The organism is Pseudonocardia sp. CA-142604, from assembly GCF_050948475.1.
Lineage (GTDB): Bacteria > Actinomycetota > Actinomycetes > Mycobacteriales > Pseudonocardiaceae > Pseudonocardia > Pseudonocardia alaniniphila.
In genome coordinates, this window is record NZ_CP192045.1 from 705,782 (window position 1) to 727,016 (window position 21,235).

17 protein-coding genes are annotated in these 21,235 nt (G+C 69.6%); 12 read left to right on the forward strand and 5 right to left on the reverse strand.

Annotated features, from left to right (window positions below; all coding sequences use genetic code 11):
• From ACQPZQ_RS03390 to ACQPZQ_RS03405, 4 genes are all read left to right on the forward strand, one after another.
• On the forward strand, positions 1–1,359 hold the full coding sequence (locus ACQPZQ_RS03390) for an APC family permease (protein ID WP_433291929.1): 1,359 nt from the start codon (positions 1–3) through the stop codon (positions 1,357–1,359).
• Between the two features lie 95 nt (positions 1,360–1,454).
• A complete protein-coding gene (locus ACQPZQ_RS03395; RefSeq protein WP_433291931.1) occupies positions 1,455–2,753 on the forward strand; it encodes a citrate synthase in 1,299 nt (432 codons plus the stop codon).
• A gap of 118 nt (positions 2,754–2,871) precedes the next feature.
• Positions 2,872–4,260, forward strand: coding sequence for a cryptochrome/photolyase family protein (locus ACQPZQ_RS03400; protein ID WP_433291933.1), 1,389 nt, complete (start codon positions 2,872–2,874; stop codon positions 4,258–4,260).
• A 324-nt stretch (positions 4,261–4,584) separates the two neighbouring features.
• Entirely contained in the window at positions 4,585–5,406 is an 822-nt protein-coding gene (locus ACQPZQ_RS03405) for a sunset domain-containing protein (RefSeq protein WP_433291935.1), read from the forward strand.
• A 28-nt stretch (positions 5,407–5,434) separates the two neighbouring features.
• Here ACQPZQ_RS03405 and ACQPZQ_RS03410 read toward each other — a convergent pair whose 3' ends face one another.
• Together ACQPZQ_RS03410 and ACQPZQ_RS03415 are read right to left on the reverse strand one after the other, a co-directional pair.
• Positions 5,435–6,622 (reverse strand): ABC transporter permease, encoded by a 1,188-nt coding sequence (locus ACQPZQ_RS03410; protein WP_433291937.1) that lies wholly within the window; start codon positions 6,620–6,622, stop codon positions 5,435–5,437.
• Positions 6,619–7,545, reverse strand: a complete 927-nt coding sequence (locus ACQPZQ_RS03415) for an ABC transporter ATP-binding protein (protein ID WP_433291939.1) — start codon at positions 7,543–7,545, stop codon at positions 6,619–6,621. The genes ACQPZQ_RS03410 and ACQPZQ_RS03415 overlap by 4 nt, the downstream gene beginning before the upstream one ends.
• Before the next feature lie 109 nt (positions 7,546–7,654).
• On the opposite strand from ACQPZQ_RS03415, the gene ACQPZQ_RS03420 reads away from it, so the two are divergent.
• On the forward strand, positions 7,655–8,530 hold the full coding sequence (locus ACQPZQ_RS03420; protein ID WP_433291941.1) for an SDR family NAD(P)-dependent oxidoreductase: 876 nt from the start codon (positions 7,655–7,657) through the stop codon (positions 8,528–8,530).
• An 11-nt stretch (positions 8,531–8,541) separates the two neighbouring features.
• Positions 8,542–9,018 carry a MerR family transcriptional regulator gene (locus tag ACQPZQ_RS03425; RefSeq protein WP_433291943.1) on the forward strand — a complete coding sequence of 159 codons (477 nt, stop codon included), beginning with the start codon at positions 8,542–8,544 and terminating at the stop codon, positions 9,016–9,018.
• Between the two features lie 9 nt (positions 9,019–9,027).
• Here ACQPZQ_RS03425 and ACQPZQ_RS03430 read toward each other — a convergent pair whose 3' ends face one another.
• Positions 9,028–10,785 (reverse strand): sigma-54-dependent Fis family transcriptional regulator, encoded by a 1,758-nt coding sequence (locus tag ACQPZQ_RS03430; RefSeq protein WP_433291945.1) that lies wholly within the window; start codon positions 10,783–10,785, stop codon positions 9,028–9,030.
• Between the two features lie 450 nt (positions 10,786–11,235).
• On the opposite strand from ACQPZQ_RS03430, the gene ACQPZQ_RS03435 reads away from it, so the two are divergent.
• The 6 genes from ACQPZQ_RS03435 (at position 11,236) to ACQPZQ_RS03460 (ending at position 18,506) form a co-directional block, all read left to right on the forward strand.
• Complete coding sequence (locus ACQPZQ_RS03435; RefSeq protein ID WP_433298986.1) at positions 11,236–12,873, forward strand: methane monooxygenase; 1,638 nt, start codon at positions 11,236–11,238, stop codon at positions 12,871–12,873.
• Between the two features lie 114 nt (positions 12,874–12,987).
• The gene (locus ACQPZQ_RS03440) at positions 12,988–14,043 is read left to right on the forward strand and encodes an FAD-binding oxidoreductase (protein WP_433291947.1); all 1,056 of its coding nucleotides are present in this window, start codon (positions 12,988–12,990) and stop codon (positions 14,041–14,043) included.
• Positions 14,040–15,227: a toluene hydroxylase gene (locus ACQPZQ_RS03445; protein ID WP_433291949.1), complete on the forward strand. Its 1,188-nt coding sequence runs from the start codon at positions 14,040–14,042 to the stop codon at positions 15,225–15,227. Before ACQPZQ_RS03440 ends, ACQPZQ_RS03445 begins: the two co-directional genes overlap by 4 nt.
• Positions 15,224–15,604: a propane 2-monooxygenase effector subunit MimD gene (gene mimD, locus ACQPZQ_RS03450; RefSeq protein ID WP_433291951.1), complete on the forward strand. Its 381-nt coding sequence runs from the start codon at positions 15,224–15,226 to the stop codon at positions 15,602–15,604. Before ACQPZQ_RS03445 ends, mimD begins: the two co-directional genes overlap by 4 nt.
• A 96-nt stretch (positions 15,605–15,700) precedes the next feature.
• Positions 15,701–17,389: a chaperonin GroEL gene (groL, locus tag ACQPZQ_RS03455; RefSeq protein WP_433291953.1), complete on the forward strand. Its 1,689-nt coding sequence runs from the start codon at positions 15,701–15,703 to the stop codon at positions 17,387–17,389.
• 7 nt (positions 17,390–17,396) lie between these two features.
• Positions 17,397–18,506: an amidohydrolase family protein gene (locus tag ACQPZQ_RS03460; protein ID WP_433291955.1), complete on the forward strand. Its 1,110-nt coding sequence runs from the start codon at positions 17,397–17,399 to the stop codon at positions 18,504–18,506.
• Positions 18,507–18,534: 28 nt separating this feature from the next.
• Here ACQPZQ_RS03460 and ACQPZQ_RS03465 read toward each other — a convergent pair whose 3' ends face one another.
• The gene (locus ACQPZQ_RS03465; protein ID WP_433291957.1) at positions 18,535–19,755 is read right to left on the reverse strand and encodes an amidohydrolase family protein; all 1,221 of its coding nucleotides are present in this window, start codon (positions 19,753–19,755) and stop codon (positions 18,535–18,537) included.
• A 48-nt stretch (positions 19,756–19,803) separates the two neighbouring features.
• Positions 19,804–21,165 (reverse strand): MFS transporter, encoded by a 1,362-nt coding sequence (locus tag ACQPZQ_RS03470; protein WP_433291959.1) that lies wholly within the window; start codon positions 21,163–21,165, stop codon positions 19,804–19,806.
• Between the last annotated feature and the right edge of the window lie 70 nt (positions 21,166–21,235).

Below are 21,235 nucleotides of genomic sequence, written 5' to 3' on the forward strand. Positions count from 1 at the left end.
ATGACTGATGTGAGCACGGTCACTGGCCAGCCGGCTCTGAAGCGGGCGATCGGTCCGAAGTTGCTGCTGTTCTTCGTGATCGGCGACATCCTCGGCACCGGCATCTACGCGCTCACCGGATCGGTGGCCGGCGTGATCGGCGGCGCGCTGTGGGTGCCGTTCCTGCTGGCCTTCATCGTCGCTTTCATCACGGCATTCAGCTACCTCGAGCTGGTCGGCAAGTACCCGAGGGCGGCCGGCGCGGCGCTCTACACGCACAAGGCGTTCGGCATCAACTTCCTGACCTTCATGGTGACGTTCACGGTGATGGCGTCCGGGGTCACGTCCGCCGCCACCGCGGCCAAGGCGTTCGCCGACACCTATCTGCGGCAGTTCATCGAGCTGCCCACCTGGGCCGTGGCCGCGGCCTTCATCGTGGGGCTCGCCTTGATCAACTTCCGCGGGGTCGGGGAGTCGGTCAAGGCCAACGTGGTGCTCACCCTCATCGAGCTGTCCGGCCTGCTGCTCATCATCGGTGTGGGCATCGTCGCGGTGGCGGGGGGAGCGGGGGAGCCGTCCCGGCTCGTGGAGATCAACACCGGGGAGACCACCGCGTTCATCGCGATCACCGCCGCCACATCGCTGGCGTTCTTCGCGATGGTCGGCTTCGAGGACTCCGTCAACATGGCCGAGGAATGCCACAACCCGCCGAGGATCTTCCCGCGGGCGATGCTGCTCGGCATGGCGGTCGCCGCGGCCATCTACGTGATCATCGCGGTGCTGTCCTCGATGCTCGTGCCGGCCGACGACCTCGCCGCGGCGAAGAGCAGCGCCCTCTTCCGCGTGCTGGAGGTGGGGGCGCCCGGGTTCCCGCTCGGCGTGTTCGCCGTGATCGGTCTGTTCGCGGTGGTGAACTCTGCGCTGATCAACATGCTGATGGCGAGCCGCCTGCTCTACGGGATGTCGAACGAGCGGGTCCTCCCGCGGGTGTTCGGCAGGGTGCACGAGGGCCGCCGGACGCCCTGGTTCGCGATCGTCTTCACCAGCGTCATCGCGATCATCCTGGTGGGGAGTGTCGACATCACGCAGCTCGGCGGCACCACGGCCCTGCTCCTGCTGGCCGTCTTCACCGTCGTCAACATCGCGGTGCTCGTGCTCCGCAAGGACAAGGTGGAGCACAACCACTTCCGCGCGCCGACCTGGAGCCCCTACGTCGGCATCGTGCTCTGCGGCTTCCTGGCCACGCCCTTGTCCGGTCGGCCGTTGCAGCAGTTCGCGCTGGCTGGGATCCTGCTGGCGGTGGGCGCAGCACTCTGGGTCATCAACTATCTCGTGGTCGGCAGAGTGGACGTGGACCCCGAACGGCTCACCAAGGGCTGAGCGCCCCACGTCACATGTTTCGTCGGGCGCACTCACCCGATCGAGCACTAGCGTTGCGGCCAACCACGAAACGAAGAGTGCGAGGGAACCTCCACATGGCCGACGAGACCACGACCGCTGTTCTGCGCCACCCCGGCGGTGAGCACGAGATGGCTATTCACGCTGGTACCGAGGGCGCGTCCGCGTTCGACATCAGCAAGCTCCTGCCCTCCACCGGGCTGGTCACACTCGATTCCGGCTACGGCAACACCGCAGCGTGCAGCTCGGCGATCACCTACATCGACGGTGACGCCGGGATCCTGCGCTACCGGGGCTACCCGATCGACCAGCTCGCCGAGAGCTCCTCGTTCCTCGAGGTCAGCTACCTGCTCATCTACGGGGAGCTGCCGACCCAGTCCGAGCTCGACGCCTTCACCAACAAGATCAGCCGCCACACTCTGCTGCACGAGGATCTCAAACGGTTCTTCGACGGATTCCCGCGCGACGCTCACCCGATGCCGGTGCTCTCGAGCGCCGTCAGCGCACTGTCCACCTTCTACCAGGACAGCCTCGACCCGTTCGACGAGGACGCCGTCGAGCTGTCGACAGTTCGGCTGCTCGCCAAGGTGCCGACGATTGCGGCGTACGCCTACAAGAAGTCGGTCGGGCAGCCCTTCCTCTACCCCGACAACTCCCTCGGTCTCGTCGAGAACTTCCTCCGGATGACGTTCGGCTTCCCGGCCGAGCCGTATGAGATCGACCCTGACTTCGCACGTGCCCTCGACGTGCTGCTCATCCTGCACGCCGACCACGAGCAGAACTGTTCGACGTCCACGGTGCGGCTCGTCGGGTCGTCGCAGGCCAACCTCTTCGCGAGCATCTCGGCCGGCATCAATGCCTTGTTCGGTCCGCTGCACGGCGGCGCGAACCAGGCCGTGCTGGAGATGCTCCAGCGCATTCGCGACGTGGAGGACGGCAACGTCGACGCGTTCGTCGAGCGGGTGAAGAACAGGGATAAGGGTGCCCGCCTGATGGGCTTCGGGCACCGCGTCTACAAGAACTACGACCCGCGGGCGAGGATCGTCAAGCAGAGCGCCGACGAAATCCTCAAGAAGCTCGGGGTCACCGACCAGCTTCTCGACATCGCCAAGGCACTCGAGGAGCGCGCGCTCGCCGACGACTACTTCATCGAGCGCAAGCTCTACCCGAACGTCGACTTCTACACCGGCGTCATCTACCGGGCCATGGGCTTCCCCACCAAGATGTTCACGGTTCTGTTCGCTCTCGGTCGCCTTCCGGGCTGGATCGCCCACTGGCGCGAGATGATCAACGACCCCACCACCAAGATCGGCCGCCCTCGCCAGCTCTACGTCGGTTCCTCGGAGCGTCCCTACGTTCCGATGGGTAACCGCTGAGGTCATTTCCCACACCAGCGGGGCCGTATCGCTGACGTCCGGCGTCAGCGATCCGGCCCCGTCGGCGTTCGGCGGTTGTCGACGCGCGGGATGTGCTCTCCGCCGTTAGCGTCGGCCCATGGGTGACACAGCCGTCGTCTGGTTCCGCCGTGACCTGCGGGTACGGGACCAGCCCACGTTCCTCGCCGCGGCCGCGGCCGCGCGCCGGTCGCTCGCCCTGTTCGTGCTCGACCCGGCGCTGCTCGGACCGTCCGGCCCGGCGCGCCGGACCTTCCTCTACCGGTCGCTGCGCGCGCTCGACCGGGATCTCGGTGGGCGGCTCCTCGTCGTGCGCGGCGACCCGGCCGACGTCGTGCCCGCGGTCGCGGCATCCGTCGACGCGGCCACCGTGCACATCGCGGCCGACTTCGGCCCGTACGGGGTGCGACGTGACGAGGCGGTCGAGAAGGCGCTGGTCGCCGAGGGTCTCGAGCTCGTCCGTACCGGGTCGCCGTACGCGGTCGCGCCGGGCCGTGTGCGCAAGGGCGACGGTGAGGGGTTCCGGGTCTTCACGCCGTTCCGGCGGGCCTGGGCCGAGCACGGATGGCGCTCGCCTGCCGACACCGACGCCTCGACCGTCACGTGGCTCGACCCCGCGAAGCGGCGTGGCGGCCCTCGCACGGTGAGCGTCCCGAAGGACGAGCAGGTGGACGCCGATCTCCCTGACGCGGGCGAGGACGCCGCGCTCGCCCGGTGGCACGAGTTCCTCGACGCAGGGGTGTCCGGCTATGGGAACGACCGGAACCGGCCCGACAAGGAGGGCACATCGCGGATGTCGGTGTACCTCAAGTACGGGGTGATCCATCCGCGCACGATGCTCGCCGACCTGGCGTCCCGGCGCTCCGCGTCGGCCGATACCTACCGCACCGAGCTGGCGTGGCGGGAGTTCTACGCCGACGTCCTGTTCCAGCGCCCCGACTCCGCGAGGGCGAACTACGACAGCGCGTTCGACGCGCTGCCGCTCGCGTCCGGCCGTGAGGCCGACAGACGGTTCGATGCCTGGTGCGAGGGCCGTACCGGCTACCCGATCGTCGACGCCGGGATGCGCCAGCTCCGGGAGCAGGCGTGGATGCACAACCGGCTGCGGATGATCGTGGCGAGCTTCCTCGTCAAGGATCTGCACCTGCCCTGGTGGCGCGGTGCGCGTCACTTCATGCAGCTGCTCGTCGACGGGGACCTGGCGTCCAACCAGCACGGCTGGCAGTGGACGGCCGGGAGCGGCACCGACCCGGCTCCGTATTTCCGGATCTTCAACCCCGTGCTGCAGGGGGAGAAGTTCGACCCGGACGGCGAGTACGTGCGGCGGTTCGTCCCCGAGCTACGAGATGTGGCGGGAAAGGCCGTTCACCAACCGTGGACGCTGCCCGGCGGCGTGCCGGACGGCTACCCGGAGCCGATCGTCGACCACAAGGCCGAGCGACAGGAGGCCTTGGCGCGCTACGAGCGGGTGAAGGCCACGAGAGGCTGATCCGGAGCCCGCGGGGAACTACTACGCGACCCGCTTAATTGCTCCATATGGGCGACGACCTTACCCTTCGGAACACAGCGACAAGAAGGGTGGGCGATGGCCGGGAAAGACGTGAGGCGGTCGCCGCGGCGTCGCGGTCGGCTCGGGCTGGTCGTGCTGCTGCTGGGTCTTGCCATCTGGTTCGTCCGGTCCCGTCGGGCCGCCGCCAACGCCCGCGTGCAACCGTGGCCGGGAGTGCAACCCGTGCCCGCGCTGGTGCCTCCGGCGCCTGTGCAGCCGCTTCGGTCCCCACCGCGCGCGAGTGCCACGATCGCTCCGTCTCCGGTGACAGTCGGCTCCGATACGACGACCGACGCGCCCTCGACGCCCCCGGCACAAGCCGTCCCGGTGGAGCCCGAGGCGCCCGCCCCGGTGGCCGCGGCTGCAGCTGAGCCGGTGGAGCCGGCCGAGACCGTCCCGGCGGCGCCCGAGGCGAGCGAGCCGGCCGCTCCGGCGGCGCCGGTGGAGCCCGAGCCGGGTGCAGCTTCTGTGGCCCAGGCCGCCGAGGCGGTGCCCGTGCCGGACGAGCCGGTCGTGCCTGCTCCGGCCGCAGAAGAGGCGCCAGACACGTCGGGTCCGGAGACGCCGCCCGCGTCCGAGACGGCCGCCTCGATGTTCGAGCCCGCCGCTCCTGCCGAGCCCGCTGCTCCTGCTGCTCCTGCCGCTCCCGCTGCACCTGCTGCTCCTGCCGCGGATGCGACGACCGGCTCGACGACCTCGCCCGACGACGCAGAGACCGAGCTCCTGCCGGTGCAGCCCGCCGTCTCGTGGGCGCGGCCGGTGGAGCCGGAGCCGCACTCGCTCTTCACTCCGGCGCCTCCGCGGAGGGCCACCCCCCGATCGGACCGGCCGTCGCCGCGCCGGCGCAAGCCGTCGCCGTCACCGCAGACGTCCACGCTGCCCCCTGGCGCGGTCGCCGCGGGCCCGGACGGCTCGGCGCCCGACCCCGAGTACACGATCAAGGCCAGCACGAGCTCCCTGCTCTTCCACTCGCCCGCCAGCCCGTACTTCCGGCGCACCAAGGCGGAGATCTGGTTCCGCTCCGCGGCGGACGCCCAGGCGGCCGGGTTCACCGAATGGGCGCCGAAGAAGCGCACCGAGAGCTGACTCGGCCCCGGCTCGGGAGCGGGCGGGGTCAGGAGCGGTTGGTCAGTGCCTCGCGCAGGCTCACCCTGGCGCCCGTGCGCAGCACGGAGTTCCGGTAGACCCGCCCGGCCAGGCGCACCACCACGACGATCGCGGCCAGCGCGATCAGCGCGGACACCAGCACCTGCCACAGCGGTGCCACGCCGAGGGCATAGCGGGCGGGCATCACGGTCTGGGAGAAGAACGGGACGAAGGACAGCACTTCGGCCACGCCGTTGCGGGGGTCGTTGGGCAGCAGGTTCAGGGTCAGTACGAACGGGATGAGAAGCAGGAAGATCATCGGTGCGACCACCGAGTTGAGCTCCTCCTGGCGGGACACGGTGGACCCGATCGCGGCGTAGAGGGCCGCGAAGAGGAAGAACCCCAGCAGGTACCAGACCACCACCATGACGAACATCCCCACGGCGGCGGTCGGCACGGTCAGCAGGCCTGCGGCGCTGGCGCTCCCCGCACTGATCGCGCTCAGGATCACCAGCTGCAGCAGCCCGACGGCACCCAGCCCGATGATCTTCCCGGCCATGAGCTGCCAGGGCTTGATGGTGGCAAGCAGCAGCTCGACCACGCGGCTCTGCTTTTCCTCCACCACTCCCGTGGCCACGACCTGACCGTTGCCGCTGAGCGTGAAGAACAACAGGATGACCCCGACCAGTGCGAGTGCGAGCTTCTGCCCGGACTCGGGGTCCACCGGCTGGAGCGTGTCCACGCTCACCTTCGCCTGGGCGGTGAGTTGTGCCGGGTCGATCCCGGCTCCGGTGAGGGCCGACGTCAGGGTCTGCTGCTGCACGGCCGACGAGACGAGCGACTGCAGCCTGCTGTCCACGGAGTCGAGGCCGAGCAGCTCGTAGCCGCCGGACTCGCCGGTGAACAGGGCGTCGAGGTCACCCGCGTCCACCTGCTGCCTGCCGGCCCCGTCGTCGACCGTGCGCACCGTGAGGTCGATGCCCTGGGCCTTGGCGGACTGCTCCAGCTCCGGCTGCAGCGCCGCCGTCTGCCGGGTGACACCGAGGGTCTTGCTGTCGGATTCGGAACTGATGTACGCCGAGAGCAGGAACAGGCCGCCGAAGAGGACGATCGTGATCACGATCCCGATCACGAAGCCGCGCGACTTGACCTGGGAGACGAACTCGCGGCGCGCGACGAGCAGCACCACCTGCCGGGGACCGAGCGGGGCCGTCATGCCGCGGGCACATCCCCGGGCTCGGTCGTGGCGGTGGGTCCGGCCTCGACGACGTCGCGATAGAGCTCGGTGAGCGGGGGTCGCCAGCGCCGGAACTCGTGCACCGGGCCTGCTGCCAGTGCCGCGCGCAGGACGTCCTGGTCGTCGACGCCCTCGGCGAGGCGCACCCGCGTGTGGTCGATGTCGTCGCCTGCCACGAGCTCGACGCCGGAGAGGGCGTCTGCCCAGCCGGGGCGCGGCCCGTACACGTCGATGACGATGCCGTCGCGCGCCCGGAGCTCCCCGACGGTGCCGACGGTGACCATCCGTCCGGCCGCGATGATCCCGATCCGGTCGCACAGGCGTTCCACCAGGTCGAGCTGGTGGCTGGAGAAGATCACGGGCACGCCCGAGTCGGCCTTGTCCCGCAGCACGCTGCTCATCACGCCGACGGCCGTGGGGTCGAGACCGGAGAACGGTTCGTCGAGCACCAGCACCTCAGGGTCGTGCGCGAGCGCCGCGGCGAGCTGCACGCGCTGCTGGTTGCCCAGCGACAGCTTCTGCACCTCGTCGCCGACCCGCTCGGCGACCCCGAGCCGCTCCGTCCAGTGCTGCACGGAAGCCGTGGCCTCGGCGGCGCTCAGCCCGTGCAGACGGGCGAGGTAGCGAAGCTGCTCGCCCACTCGCATCTTCGGGTAGAGGCCCCGCTCCTCCGGCATGTACCCGATGCGCCTGCGCAGCTCGGCGTCGATGGGGGAGCCCTTCCAGCGAACCTCGCCCGCATCGGCCTCGAGCACGCCGAGCACGATCCGCATTGTCGTGGTCTTGCCGGCCCCGTTGCTGCCGACGAACCCGAACACCTCGCCTGGCCGCACCGCGAAGGTCACGTCCGCGAGTGCCTGCCGGGATCCGAATCGCTTCGAGATCCCCCCAATGTCCAGCACGCGAGTGACCCTACTGGTCGGTCAAGGCGCTTTTCGCCGTCGTGAGACGCGCAGCCGTCGGACGTCGCGGCTTGCGTTCGAGCGCGCTCGAAGACCTAGCTTCGCCGGCATGACAACCCCTGGAACGACACCATCGACCTGGATCATCACCGGCGCATCGCAGGGCCTCGGCCGCGGGCTGGCCGAGTCCGCGCTGGCTGCGGGGGACCGCGTCGTCGCCGCCGTCCGCCGGCCGGACGCGGTGGCCGACCTCGCCGCGGCCCACCCCGACCGGTTCGCCGCGATCGCCGCCGACGTCCGTGACACCGCCCGTGCGCCGGAGGTCATCCGGGCCGCACTCGACCGGTTCGGCCGCGTCGACGTGCTGGTCAACAACGCGGGACGCGGCCTCGTCGGGGCTGCCGAGGAAGTGGACGAGGCAACCCTGCGTGACCTCATGGACCTGCACCTGTTCGGCCCGGCCGCGCTCGTGCGCGCCGCTCTGCCTGCCATGCGGGAGCAGGGCAGCGGCACCATCGTCCAGATGAGCAGCCAGGGCGGACGCATGTCGTTTCCCGGCGTGGGCGCCTACTCGGCCGGCAAGTTCGCGCTCGAGGGATGGTCGGAGGCGCTGGCCGGGGAGGTCGCGCCGTTCGGTATCCGCGTGCTGATCGTCGAGCCGAGCCGGTTCCGCACGTCGTTCAACGCGCCGGGCGTCCTCGGCTTCGCTGAGGCGAGCGACACCTATGCAGGCGTCCTCGCCGCGGTTCGCGTGGACATGGCAGCCGCGGACGGGATGCAGCAGGGCGACCCGGCCCGCGCGGGCGACATCCTGGTCGACCTCGTCCACGGCTCGGACCTGCCGCTGCGGCTTGCACTCGGCTGCGAGGCGGTCGAGCGGATCTCCGCGTCCTACCGCCGCGGCCTCGACGAGCTCGAGCGGTGGCGGCAGGCCGCGGTCGGCGCCGACTTCGCCGACGCCGTGCCCTCGGTCCGGCCGATCTAATCTTGACCACGATGGCAACCGAGGACCTGATGAGCAGGGCGCTCAGCGCGCTCGGCGAGGTGGACGGACCGATGTCGGTAGAGGTGATCCACCGGCTCGTCGACGTCACCGGCGTCGAGGAGCCGATGTCGATCGCCGAGGTGGCCGACCTGCTCGACCTCTCGCCGCACACATTGCGCTACTACGAGCGGATCGGTCTGATCGAGGTCGGCCGGGACGCGGGAGGCCACCGTGTCTACGAGCCTGCGGTGGTGCGGCGCCTGGTGTTCCTGACGCGCATGCGGCTGTCCGGAATGGCGATCCGGGACCTGCAGCACTACGTGGAGCTGGTCGACGCAGGGGAGGACACGGTGCCCGAGCGGCTGGAGATGCTGCTCGAACACCGCGACACGGTCCGGCGCCAGATCCGTGAGTTCACGCTGTCGCTGGCCGCCACCGAGTACAAGATCGCGACCTACGGCGGCGCCACCGGCGACGGTCACGTCTGATCGTCCGGGTCAACCCCGGCTTCCGGCTTCGAGACCAGGCGTCGAGATCCCGTAGCCGCGGATCTTGCGGTAGATCGTGGCGCGCGACATCCCCAGGTGACGGGCCGCCTCTGCCTTGTTGCCGTCGTTGTCCAGCAGAGCGTTGACGATGGCGTCGCACTCGATGGCCTCGAGCGGCGTGAGCACCCGGCGGGTGATCGCCCGGCACTCAGGGGGCAGGTCCGCCGCCGCCAGCACGCCGGACCGGCGACGGGCGACGGCCTTGCGCAGCACCTGGTAGAGCTGCTCGACGTTGCCGGGCCAGCGGTGCCGCATGAGCACACGCATGGCCTCCGACGAACAGGTGAGGTCGCTTCCTCGCGTGAGCCGCGCGAGCAGGTGGGGGACCAACTCGGCGACGTCCTCGACGTGGTGACGCAGCGGCGGCACCACCACGGTGCGGGGGAACGACTCCAGGAGGGCGCTCGAGTCGAGGCCGCCGGGGCCAACGGTGACCACGACCCAGGGGCGCTCGGGGTCGGTGGACTCACGGTGCGGTTCGAGGGCGTCGACGAGAGCCTGCAGCCCATCGGGAGGAAGCCGGTCGACGTGGGAGAGCACGAGCGTGCCGCTGCCGTTCTCCAGTTCGTCGATGATCTCGGCGATCCACCGCGGCCCGTAGTCGTCGGCGTCGAGCAGGCGCAGGTGCGCGGCCGGGGTGCGCCGCTGGTGGGTGGCCCGGGCGATGGTGCTCTTCCCGACGCCCGGCTCGCCCTCCAGCACGAGCCACTCCCGGTTGCGGAAGTGGCGGTCGACGGCCTGGCAGCACTTCATCCAGAGCACCCCGGTCCCGACGGCGAGCTGCGACGACGTCGGGGGCGTCGGGCCCTGGCGGGGACGGGCGATCTCGGGCGCGGCGAGCTGAACGGTCAGGACGCCGCCGGCCGTGTCGCGGTCCGACCAGCTCGGACGGCAGTGCACGCGGGCGACGGCCCCGCTCGGGAGGTCGACGAGCAGCAGCCGGCGGCCGGAACGCAGCGCCTCGGTGGCCCCGGCGAGCAGTGTGACCTGGTCAGTGGGGTCGATCAGCGCGCGGGCGCTGTCGTTGAGCATCACCAGGTCGGGGCTGACGGCCAGCACCGCCCCGCGGCCACGCCGGCATGCGGTGAGGTAGTCGTGCAGCAGAGCGAGCTCCCGCGGGCCGGACTGGTCCAGCAGGGCGTTCTCGATCTGGCGCGCGATCCGGGCCACCGCGGTGGACATGAAACGACCCGCGTCCGGGCGCCAGCAGGTGAGGTCGACGACGCCGAGCAGCTTGCCGTTGACCGGATGCCAGATCGGGGCGCCCGCGCAGGCGAGGTCGGCGAGGTGGTCGACGTAGTGCTCGTGGCCGAACACCTGTGCGGGACCGCGCCCTTCCAAGGCGGTGCCGATCCCGTTGGTGCCGATGAAGCGCTCGGCGTAGGAGAAACCGGGGGCGAGCCAGACCTTGTCGAGGTGCTGGTTCAGCCCCGAGTCGCCGGTGCGCCGCTCCAGTACGACGCCGTCGGCGTCGGTGAGGATGAGGCTCACCGGTTCCCCGGCCAGCTGGTCGGCGACGTCGGCCATGATGGGCGCCGCGGCCCGGACGAGCGGCGAGTCGGGCTCGGTGTCGAAATCGCACGACAGTTCGACACTGTCGGTGGCGACGTCCCACTCTCTGGAGCGAGTCCACGACGCGAGGATCGTGTCGCGGACCGTTCCCTCTTCCACATGGTCGTCGACCAGGAAGGACGTGCGTGCACGCACGAGTACCTCGGCGGACCTATCGGTCCGTCGAGGCGGGAGTGCGTGGTTCGATCGGACCAAGCGCGTGCTCTCCCTTGGCGCAGCGGGCGTCTCGCGACGATGCGGAACCTTGCGTCTCGCCGAAGGTACCGCAGCAGTGAGACGGGCTGGGGGGAGCAATCGGCAACCGTCTCATATTGAGACCTCTGGGTGACGGCCAGGGCGGTGTGATTCCGGGCACGAGGCGAAGGTTCGGACTCGGGGTGCCCGCGCGGCCGGGCCCGGACCGGCGGCTCGGGTCCACCTCCGCTGCCGGCGCCACCCGCGCACGGACCGGCACCGCGGAACGGGGGCAGACCACGGGGAGCGGCGTGTGCTCCCGCCCGTCCGGGTGACTCCGGGCAGGCGGACGGCGCGTACGCCGGTCCGCGGCCCACCACAACGTGAGGAGTCGATGTGAGTCGGCAGAGTCTGGCGAAGGCTCATCAGAAGATCCAGGAACTCGCCTGGGAGCCGCAGTACCACGAGCCGTACATGAAGTACGGCACCGACTACACCTTCCGGAAGGCCGCCAAGAAGGACCCGCTCAAGCAGGTTCTTCGGTCCTACTTCCCCATGGAGGAGGAGAAGGACAACCGCGTGTACGGCGCGCAGGACGGCGCCATCCGCGGCAACATGTTCCGCCAGGTCCAGGAACGGTGGCTGGAATGGCAGAAGCTGTTCCTGTCCATCATCCCGCTGCCCGAGATCTCTGCCGCCCGATCGATGCCGATGCTGTTCCACGTGGTTCCGAACCCGGAGCTGCACAACGGCCAGGCGATCCAGATGATCGACGAGGTTCGGCACAGCACGATCCAGCAGAACCTCAAGCGGCTCTACATGAACAACTACATCGACCCGGCGGGTTTCAACAACAGCCTGCGCAACTTCCAGAGCGACTACTGCGGCACCATCGGCCGGCAGTTCGCCGAGGGATTCATCACCGGTGACGCCATCACCGCGGCCAGCATCTACCTGACGATCGTCGCCGAGACGGCCTTCACGAACACGCTGTTCGTGGCCATGCCGGCCGAGGCGGCGGCCAACGGCGACTATCTGCTACCCACGGTGTTCCACTCGGTGCAGTCCGACGAGTCGCGGCACATCTCCAACGGCTACGCCACCCTGCTGATGGCGTTGTCGGACGAGGACAACCGCCAGCTTCTCGAGCGCGACCTGCGCTATGCGTGGTGGAACAACCACCGCGTGGTGGACGCCGCCATCGGCACGTTCATCGAGTACGGCACCAAGGACCGCCGTAAGGACCGCGAGTCCTACGCGGAGATGTGGCGTCGCTGGATCTACGACGACTACTACCGGTCCTACCTGGTGCCGCTGGAGAAGTACGGCCTGACGATCCCGCACGACCTCGTCGAAGAGGCGTGGAAGCAGATCTGGGAGAAGGGCTACGTCCACGAGGTCGCGCAGTTCTTCGCCACCGGTTGGCTCGCCAACTACTGGCGTATCGACGCGATGACCGACGAGGACTTCGAGTGGTTCGAGTACAAGTACCCGGGCTGGTACGACAAGTACGGGAAGTGGTGGGAGAACTACTCCCGCCTCGCCACGCCCAACGGGCACAACGCGATCGTCGCCGAGGACGTGGACTACGTCTACCCGCACCGCTGCTGGACCTGCATGGTCCCGTGCCTGGTGCGTGAGGACATGGTCATGGCCGAGGTCAACGGTCAGTGGCGCACGTACTGCCACGAGGTCTGCCGGTGGACCGACGTCGAGGCCTTCCGGCCGGTCTACCAGGGCCGGGAGACGCCGAACATGGGCCGGCTGGTCGGCCACCGTGAGTGGGAGACGCTCTACCACGGGTGGAACTGGGCCGACGTGGTCAAGGACATGGGCTTCGTCCGCGACGACGGCAAGACCATGACGGCGCAGCCGCATCTCGATCTCGACCCCAAGAAGATGTGGACGCTCGACCACATGCGGCGGATGCCCCCGCTGCTGAGCCCGAACGTCGTGCTCAACGAGATGAGCGACGACGAGCGGCAGGCGTTCCACGCCGACTACGTCCGCCAGGGGCCGGCCGGACGTCCGGCACCTACCGACGCCTGAGCGCGGGTCAGGCGAGGGGGGAGGGTCGCGCGAACGGCCCTCCCCCTGCTTGGCCCTGCTCGTTCCCTGCTCGTTCCTGAGCACCGACCCACGAGCCGAAGGGCTTGAGATCAGTTGGGTGACAAGCACGTCGTCCGGTTCGAACCGGTCGGCATCGAGATCGAGGTCGACGAGGACCAAACCATCCTGCGGGCTGCGGCCGAGCAGGGTGTCCAGCTCATGCACGGTTGCAAGGAAGGCCAGTGCGCGGCGTGCAAGTCCTTCGTCCTCGAAGGTGAGGACATCGAGCTCGACAAGTACTCGACCTTCGCGCTCCCGGACTTCGAGAGGGAGGAGGGGCAGACGCTGCTCTGCCGGGCGCACGCCTACGAGGACCTCGTCATCGAGCTCCTCAACTACGACGAGGAGATCATCCGGGGCGGGCTCCCGCTGCGCACCGGAACGGTCGAGGTGGTGTCCAACGAGGCGGTGACGCACGACATGCGCCACCTCGTCGTGCGTCTCGTCGAGCCCGAGGAGATCAAGTTCTTCCCCGGGCAGTACATGGACTTCAAGGTGCCGGGCACCGACGAGAGCCGGTCGTTCTCGATGGCGAACACGCCCAATCGGGACGGTCTCTTGGAGTTCGTCATCAAGATCTACCCGGGCGGGCTGTTCTCGGAGTACCTCGCCGAGAAGGTCGAGGTCGGGGACCGTCTGCAGGTGGAGGCGCCGTTCGGCACCTTCACCCTCCGCGAGAGCCGCACGTCCGACCTGCTGTTCGTCGGCGGCGGTGCGGGGATGGCCCCGATGCTCGGACTACTGAGGTCGATGGCCGAACGAGGGGTCGAGCGCAAGGTCACCTTCTACTACGGCGCTCGTGGGCTGCGCGACCTCTGCTTCACCGAGGAGCTGGCCGAACTCGGGGGCCGGTTGACCGGCTTCACCTATGTCCCCGCGCTGTCCGAGCCGGCGGCGGACGACGAGTGGAGTGGGGCGACGGGCCTGATCACCGAGGTCGTGAAGAGCCGTGAGTCCGGGTTGGGAGGAGTGGATGCCTATGTCTGCGGTCCGCCGCCGATGGTGGATGCGGCCATCGCAACGCTGACCGCGCTGGGAGTGAGTGAGAACCAGATCTTCTACGACAAGTTCACCACCACTGGTGAACCGGAAGGCGAGGACGGCCCATGACCACCACCGAGCGCCCAGAACGCAGCGTCCCGAAGCCCGTCTTCACCGACGCAGAGGCTGGGGCGCGCGAGTTCCCCGACTCGGGCGCCAGCGCCCGTCGGTACAACTACTTCTCACCCGCGAAGCGCAAGCAGACCCACTACGAGGACGTCACCGTCGAGGTGCAGCCCGACCCGCGGCACTACCTGACGCAGGGTTGGATCTACGGCTTCGCCGACGGCGAGACCGGCTACCCGCTGCACTGGACCAAGCTCAAGGCCTGGGGCGTGGACCTGCCCGAGCCCCAGCGTGGGATCGGCACCGGCGGCCTGCCCGTGGAGAACTGGCCTGCGCACGGCTGGCACGAGTTCCGCGACCCCAACGAGGAGTGGGAACAGACCATCTACCGGTACAACGCCAACGTTGTCCGGCAGCTGAACCAGAACGTCGAGAACGCGCGCAACGCCAAGGCGTTCGACTTCTGGGCTCCGAACTGGGTGCGGTTCGTCGAGCGTCACGTCGGTGCGTGGATGCACATCGAGCACATCCTCGGGCTCTACGTGTTCGCGTCGAACGAGCGCTCCGGCCCGACGAACATGCACAACACGGCGATGGCGGTGAACAGCGCGCACAAGATCCGGTTCGCGCAGGATCTGGCGCTGTACAACCTCACGCTGACCGAGGAGATCGACGGGTTCGACGGCGTCGCGCATCTCGACGCGTGGAACAACGACGACGAGTGGCAGGGTGCCCGCAAGCTGACCGAGGCGCTCACGGCTGTCGAGGACGACTGGGGCGAGGCGATCTTCGCCGCCAACGTCGTGTTCGAGCCGCTGGTGGGCGAGCTGTTCCGCAGCAACCTCGTGATGCAGTCCGCGGCGCCGCACGGCGACTTCGTCACCCCCACGGTGATGGGTGCCGGGGAGTACGACTACGCCCAGCGTGACCTGCGCTGGACGGTCTCGTGCTTCGGGCCGCTCGTGCAGGACCGTGAGTTCGCCGATCACAACAGGCAGCTCATGTCGGGCTGGCTGACCAAGTGGGTGCCGCAGGCGCTCGAGGCGGCCCGCACGATGCAGCCGCTCTGGTCGTCCGTCGATCACAAGCCGCCGCGCTTCGAAGACGGCCTCGACAGGGCCAAGAACCGGTTTGCCGGGATCTGCAGCGATCTCGGTCTCCAGACCCCCGAGGAGCTGAAGCAGTGACGACCACACCGACGACCGGCGCGGCCGAGAGCCGCTTCCAATCGAACAACACCGCGTCGAACATGTGCGGTTTCACCCTGATGAACAGCCAGGTCGGCGTCCTCATCTCGAACGTGCTGACCAGAATCGACAACGTCAAGGTGACGCCCCTGCCGTCGATGATCCGTGTCGACGGCCAGGGCAAGTTCGACCTGATCTACGCCGATGTCGACGAGGAAGCCGGCGAGGAGGAGGGCTGGTTCAACGCGGCCGAGTTCGAGGAGGCCATGTCCACCCACTACGGACGCATGGTGCACCTCGACGACCGCACGATCATGTTCGCCAATCCCGAGGACGCGGCCGAGTACATCGACTTCGACCTCAAGCCCGTCTCGTAACCAGGTCCGGGCCGCCGCCGGAGTCGCCGGCGGCGGCCCGGCTCTTTCGTTGATCCGCACCCGCGCCGCAGACCAACGTCTCTGGAGGTCCCCGTTATGGCCAAGGAACTGCGTTTCGGTGAGGAAGGTCGCCGCCTCCTGCAGGCCGGCGTCGACCAGCTCGCCGAGGCCGTCAAGAGCACTCTGGGCCCGAAGGGCCGCAACGTCATCCTGGAGAAGATCACGGGGTCCCCCGAGGTCACGAACGACGGCGTGACCATCGCTCGCGAGATCCATCTGCGCGACCCGTTCGAGAACATGGGCGCCCAGCTGGTGAAGGAAGCCGCGGTCAAGACCAACGACACCGTCGGCGACGGCACCACCACCGCCACCGTCCTGGCGCAGGCCATCGTCCGGCAGGGCATGAAGGCCATCGCGGCAGGCGGCAACCCGGTGCTGGTCAAGCGCGGCGTCGACACCGCGGTCGCCGCCCTCGTCGAGCGGCTCGCCGAGGTGGCGCACCCCGTGTCGTCCGAGGAGGACTACGCGCGCGTCGCCGCGATCTCCGCCAACGACGACTACGCGATCGGCCGGGCCGTCGCACGGGCGTTGCACACCGTGGGCGACGACGGAGTCGTCACCGTCGAGGACTCGCCGTTGCTGGGCCTGTCGGTGTCGTTCGTGGAGGACTTCGAGTTCGACAACGGCTACGTCTCGCCGTACATGGTGACGAACCCCGGCACGCTCGAGGCGATCGTCGAGGACCCGTACATCCTCTTCTCCGCAGAGAAGATCAAGGACGTCCAGTCGATCATGCCGGTGCTCGACAAGATCATGCGTGCCGAGCGGCGCCCACTGGTGATCGTCGCGGAGACGGTCGAGGGCACCGCGCTGCAGATGCTCGTGCACAACCACGTCAACCGCGTCTTCCAGACCGTCGCGATCAAGGCGCCCGGGTTCGGCGAGAAGCGCATCCACCTGCTGGAGGACATGGCCGCGCTGTGCGGCGGCAAGGTGCACAGCAAGAGCTCGTCGTTCTCCCTGGAACAGATGACGGTGGAGCACCTCGGCCGCGCCACCCAGGTCCGGGTGACCAGCGACAACACCACCATCATCGGCGGCGGCGGAGACCGTGAGGCGCTCGAGTTGCGGCTCACGCAGCTGCGCGCCGAGCTGTCCCGCGCGACGATCGGCACCGACGAGGACTTCTTCTCGGAGCGCATCGCCCGGCTCTCCGGCAAGGCCGCGATCATCGGGGTCGGGGCCCCGACCAACGCGGAGGCCAAGGAGGTCCGCCACCGCGTCGACGACTCGTTGCAGGCCACGCGGGCGGCCATCGCAGAGGGCATCGTGGCGGGCGGTGGCTCGGCGCTGCTGCATGCCGAGCCCGTGCTCGACAAGCTCGACGTCGCAGGCGACTACCGCATCGGCGTCGAGATCGTGCGCCAGGCGCTCACCGAGCCCGTGCACCTGATCGCCTCGAACGCCGGGTACGACGGCGACGACGTGGTCAAGCAGGTCACGGCGATGGGCGTCGACGAGGGCTTCGACGCTCTGGAGGGCCGCTACGGGAACATGGTGGAGATGGGCATCATCGACCCGCTCCGGGTCGTGCGCTCCGCCCTGCAGAACGGCGCATCGGTCGCGGGGCTGATCCTGACCACCAACTCGCTGGTGGCCGAGGAGGTCACGCCCTGGAACAAGTCGCTGATGACGGAGTTCGGGCCGCTCGACGAGGGCATCCCGCAACCGTCTCCCGACTCCAGCACACCGCAGTCGCTGGGCCTCGGCCCGTCGGTCGGCTAGACGCGCCATGTTCACCGTCGGGGGCCAGCGGATCCTCGTCATCGACGCCCAGGTGCACGTGTGGGACGCGAGCCCGCACAACCAGGCGATTCCCGACGGCGAGGCTTATGCCACGGACCTGCTGCGCAGGCACCGTGAGCTCGACGGTGCGGGCCTGCCGCCCCACGACGTCGAGCGCGTCTCCGAGCACAGCCTGACGCGTGACGTCTTCGAGGGCGGCTACGTCGACCGGGCGGTGCTGCAGCCCGTGGTGCTCGGCGACCTTTTCGTGCTGGGCTTCAGCCCGCTGGAGTGGCACGCGGAGGTCGCCGGGTGGATGCCCGGGCGGTTCGTACTGAGCGGTGAGCTCGACCCCGGCGGCGGGCAGCCGGGGGCGCGCGGGCTCGGTCCACGGGTGCGGCGGTTCGACCTGCGAGGGCTGACGCTGTGCGAACGGCGCAGGCCTGCGGGCTGGCAACGGCTGGGCGACCCATGGCTGCGCCGCACCCTCGCCCGGTGCGGCGCGGCCGGGGCGGACGTCGTGCACATCGGTGTCGGGCCCTCGACGTTGCCCGCGCCGTGGCGGCGCGAGGACAGCGGCCCCACATCACCGCCCGGGGTGGCGCGGGACCGCCCGCCCCGGGTGCCGGGATGGGCGGAGCCCGTGCGGGCGGGCTCCGCCCTTCCGGCGCGGACGAGAGCGGCCGAGCGGGTGGCACCCGCCGGGTTCGACGTGGCGCAGTTCCGGGAGCTGGCCCGGGCGTTGCCGGACATCCGGTTCGTGCTGGGCGCGGGGTGCCTGCCCGGGCCCCGGCTCTGCCGGCTGGCGGAGCTGCCCAACGTCTACGTCCTGCTCACCGAGATCCTGCCGTGGACCGACTCACTCGACTTCGCCCACGCGTTCGGGCAGCTCCTCGCGGCGTACGGGCCGGAGCGGCTGCTCTTCGGCAGCGGGTACCCGCTGGTGCGGCCGGGCCGGCTGGTGCGCGAGCTCGCGGGGTACCGGTTCCCCGACGAGCTGCGCCATCGCTACCCGCGCTTCGACACGGCCGCCAAGCGCGCGGTGCTCGGCGGCAACGCGGCGCGCCTGTACCGCATCGGCCGCAGCGTCCCGGCCACGGCGGCAGCAGGCGCCTGACCGCAGCGCCGGAGACCGCTCGTTGCCGTCATCGCGTGAGCCAGACCCGCCAGAGGGCGGTCGGGTCCGACAGCGGGTCGCCGTGCACGAGGCTGAAGTGGGCGGGGTCGCCGACGCGGAGCCGCCCGGCGTGAGGGATCCCGAGCAGGTCGCCTCCGCGCCACGTCACCGCCGCGAGCGCCGTCTGCGGGGAGACCCCTGCCGCGACGAGCGCCTCCACCTCCCAGGCGAGCTGGTTGGCACGCAACGAGCCACCCCCGAAGTCGGACCCCGCGGCGATCGTGACGCCGCCGGCGTCGGCGAGCCGCACGCTCGCCCGTGCGACCTCCTGGCGGTCCTGGATCTTCCGGCGTGCATCCGCCTCGGTGAACCGGGGGATGGCCGTGGTCTGCGCGAAGGTCGACCAGGAGTACAGCACGGAGAGCGTGGCGACCATCGCGACGCCGCCCGCCTTCATGAGGGCCACCGTGTCGTCGTCGAGCTCGTAGGCGTGTTCGAGGCTGTCCACCCCCGCCTCCGCGCCGACGCGGTTGCCGGAGAGAGCCGTGGCGTGGGCGGCGACCGTGGCACCGCGATCGTGGGCCACCTGCACCGCCGCGCCGACCTCGGAGACGGTGAACGGGGCAGTATCGAGGTCGGGCCCGTCGAGGTACAGCTTGACCAGGTCGGCGCCCTCGTCGAGCTGCTGCCGCACCGCCCCGACGAGGTCGGCGCCGTGCTCCACCTCGACGGTCAGACCCTCTGGCAGAGCGCCCTTGCGACTGACCCAGGTGCCCGCCGCGCGGATGTACGGACGATCCTGCCTGCCCTGCCACCGGTTGCGCAGGAGCAGGCTCACGGCCCGTTCGTCGCCGCTCCCGGGGTCGAGCCTGCGGGGTGAGCCGACGTCCCGGGCCCATCGGATGCCGGCACGCAGCATCAGCTCGGCGTTCTCCTCACCGACCGCGAGCAGCTCGTCCAGCGGGTCCCCGCCGCGTTCGATCCAGCGGGCCCCGCCGGGCATCGACACGTGCGCGTGGGAGTCGACCATGCCCGGCACGATCGACGTGCCCGCGCCGTCGATCACCGTGACGTCGCCGAGTGATCGAGGATCCGGATGGTCTCCCTCGGTCCACAGGCCGGTCACCGTTCCGTGCTCCGCCAGGAGCCACACGCCCGGAACGAGGGTGGGGGAATGCCCGTCGGCGAGCGCGGCGTCCGTGACGAGAACACGTGCGGCGCTGAGCCGCGAGCCCATTGTGTGATCCACACCTGTCACCCAAGCACGCCGCCCTGTGCGAGCGGCGCCTTCGGGGCGTCACCGGACGAGAGCGCTGCCCGAGTCGGCGGGCTCCGTGCCCGGGATCTGCGTGGGGTGGCTGATCGAGATACGCGCGGTCTCGGGCATGAGCAGGATCGGGATGATCGCGACCGCCGCCGCGCCCATGAGGTAGAAGGCCGGCACGGCCGTGTTGCCGGTGCGGTCGATCAGGGCGGTGATGACCAGCGGGGCGGTGCCGCCGAACAACGCCGTGGAGACCGAGTAGCCGATGGAGAAGCCCCCGTACCGGTTGCGCGTGGGGAACATCGCCGGCAGCGCCGAGCCGATCGTGCCCAGCATCAGCACCAGCAGCACCGCGAGGATCACCATTCCGCCCGTCACCGGGAGCGGGTCGCGCATACCCACCAGCGCGATGGCCGGGTAGGCGAGAACCAGGAACCCGACCGCCGAGGTGAGCAGCAGAGGCTTGCGGCCCACCCGGTCCGACAACGCGCCGACCGGCGCGATCACGAGCATCATCCCGATCATCACGCCGATGATGACGATCAACGCCTCGGTGTCGCTGATCTCCAGCACCTGAGTCAGGTACGTGGGCATGTAGGTCAGCAACGTGTAGTCGGCGACGTTGAGCAGGATCACGAAGCCGATCAGGTTGATGATCTGCGGCCAGTACGTCCTGAGGACCTCGCTGAACGGCGCCTGGGTGGTCTCGCCCGCGCGCTCACAGCTGCGGAATGCAGGGGTGTCCTCGAGCCGGTTCCGCAGGTAGAACCCGATCAGGCCGAGCGGTCCGGCGATCAGGAACGGGATGCGCCAGCCCCACGAGTTCAGCGCCTCGTCCGACAGCGAGAGCTGGACGGTGGTGGCGATGCCCGCGCCGAGCACGTACCCGGTGAGCGTGCCGAACTCGAGGAAGCTGCCGTAGAAGCCGCGCTTGCGGTCGGGCGCGTACTCCGCGATGAACGTCGCCGCGCCGCCGTACTCGCCGCCCGTGGAGAAGCCCTGGATGAGCCGGGCGAGCAGCAACAGGATGGGCGCCGCGATGCCGATCGTGGTGTAGCTCGGAATGAGGCCGATGAAGAACGTGCAGCCCGACATCATGAGGATCGTGACGGCCAGTACGCGGCGGCGGCCGAACTTGTCGCCGAGCGGGCCGAGGAACACCCCACCGAAGGGGCGCAGCACGAACGGGATGGCGATACCGGCGAAGACCAGCATCGTCTGTGCCGCGGGGCTGGCCTCGGGGAAGAAGTTCAGCCCGATGCTCGTGACGAGGTAGCTGTAGATGGCGTAGTCGAACCACTCCACCGCGTTGCCCATGGCCGCGCCGGCCACGGCCCGCCGCACCGTCCGTACATCCGGTTGATCGGCGACATCCGGTCGCTCGTCGTCACTCATTGTTCACCGCCCAAATCCGCATACGGCGCCCGACGCTAGCCCGGAGGGATCGTCGATGCAGGACGGACGG

What these genes read in the sequence shown, in the direction of transcription:
- ACQPZQ_RS03460 (WP_433291955.1), top strand. Translation starts at nt 17,397, where the DNA reads ATGTTCACCGTCGGGGGCCAGCGGATCCTCGTCATCGACGCCCAGGTG.
- ACQPZQ_RS03395 (WP_433291931.1), top strand. Translation starts at nt 1,455, where the DNA reads ATGGCCGACGAGACCACGACCGCTGTTCTGCGCCACCCCGGCGGTGAG.
- ACQPZQ_RS03425 (WP_433291943.1), top strand. Translation starts at nt 8,542, where the DNA reads ATGGCAACCGAGGACCTGATGAGCAGGGCGCTCAGCGCGCTCGGCGAG.
- ACQPZQ_RS03445 (WP_433291949.1), top strand. Translation starts at nt 14,040, where the DNA reads ATGACCACCACCGAGCGCCCAGAACGCAGCGTCCCGAAGCCCGTCTTC.
- ACQPZQ_RS03390 (WP_433291929.1), top strand. Translation starts at nt 1, where the DNA reads ATGACTGATGTGAGCACGGTCACTGGCCAGCCGGCTCTGAAGCGGGCG.
- ACQPZQ_RS03470 (WP_433291959.1), bottom strand. Translation starts at nt 21,165, where the DNA reads ATGAGTGACGACGAGCGACCGGATGTCGCCGATCAACCGGATGTACGG.
- ACQPZQ_RS03410 (WP_433291937.1), bottom strand. Translation starts at nt 6,622, where the DNA reads ATGACGGCCCCGCTCGGTCCCCGGCAGGTGGTGCTGCTCGTCGCGCGC.
- groL (WP_433291953.1), top strand. Translation starts at nt 15,701, where the DNA reads ATGGCCAAGGAACTGCGTTTCGGTGAGGAAGGTCGCCGCCTCCTGCAG.
- ACQPZQ_RS03400 (WP_433291933.1), top strand. Translation starts at nt 2,872, where the DNA reads ATGGGTGACACAGCCGTCGTCTGGTTCCGCCGTGACCTGCGGGTACGG.
- ACQPZQ_RS03420 (WP_433291941.1), top strand. Translation starts at nt 7,655, where the DNA reads ATGACAACCCCTGGAACGACACCATCGACCTGGATCATCACCGGCGCA.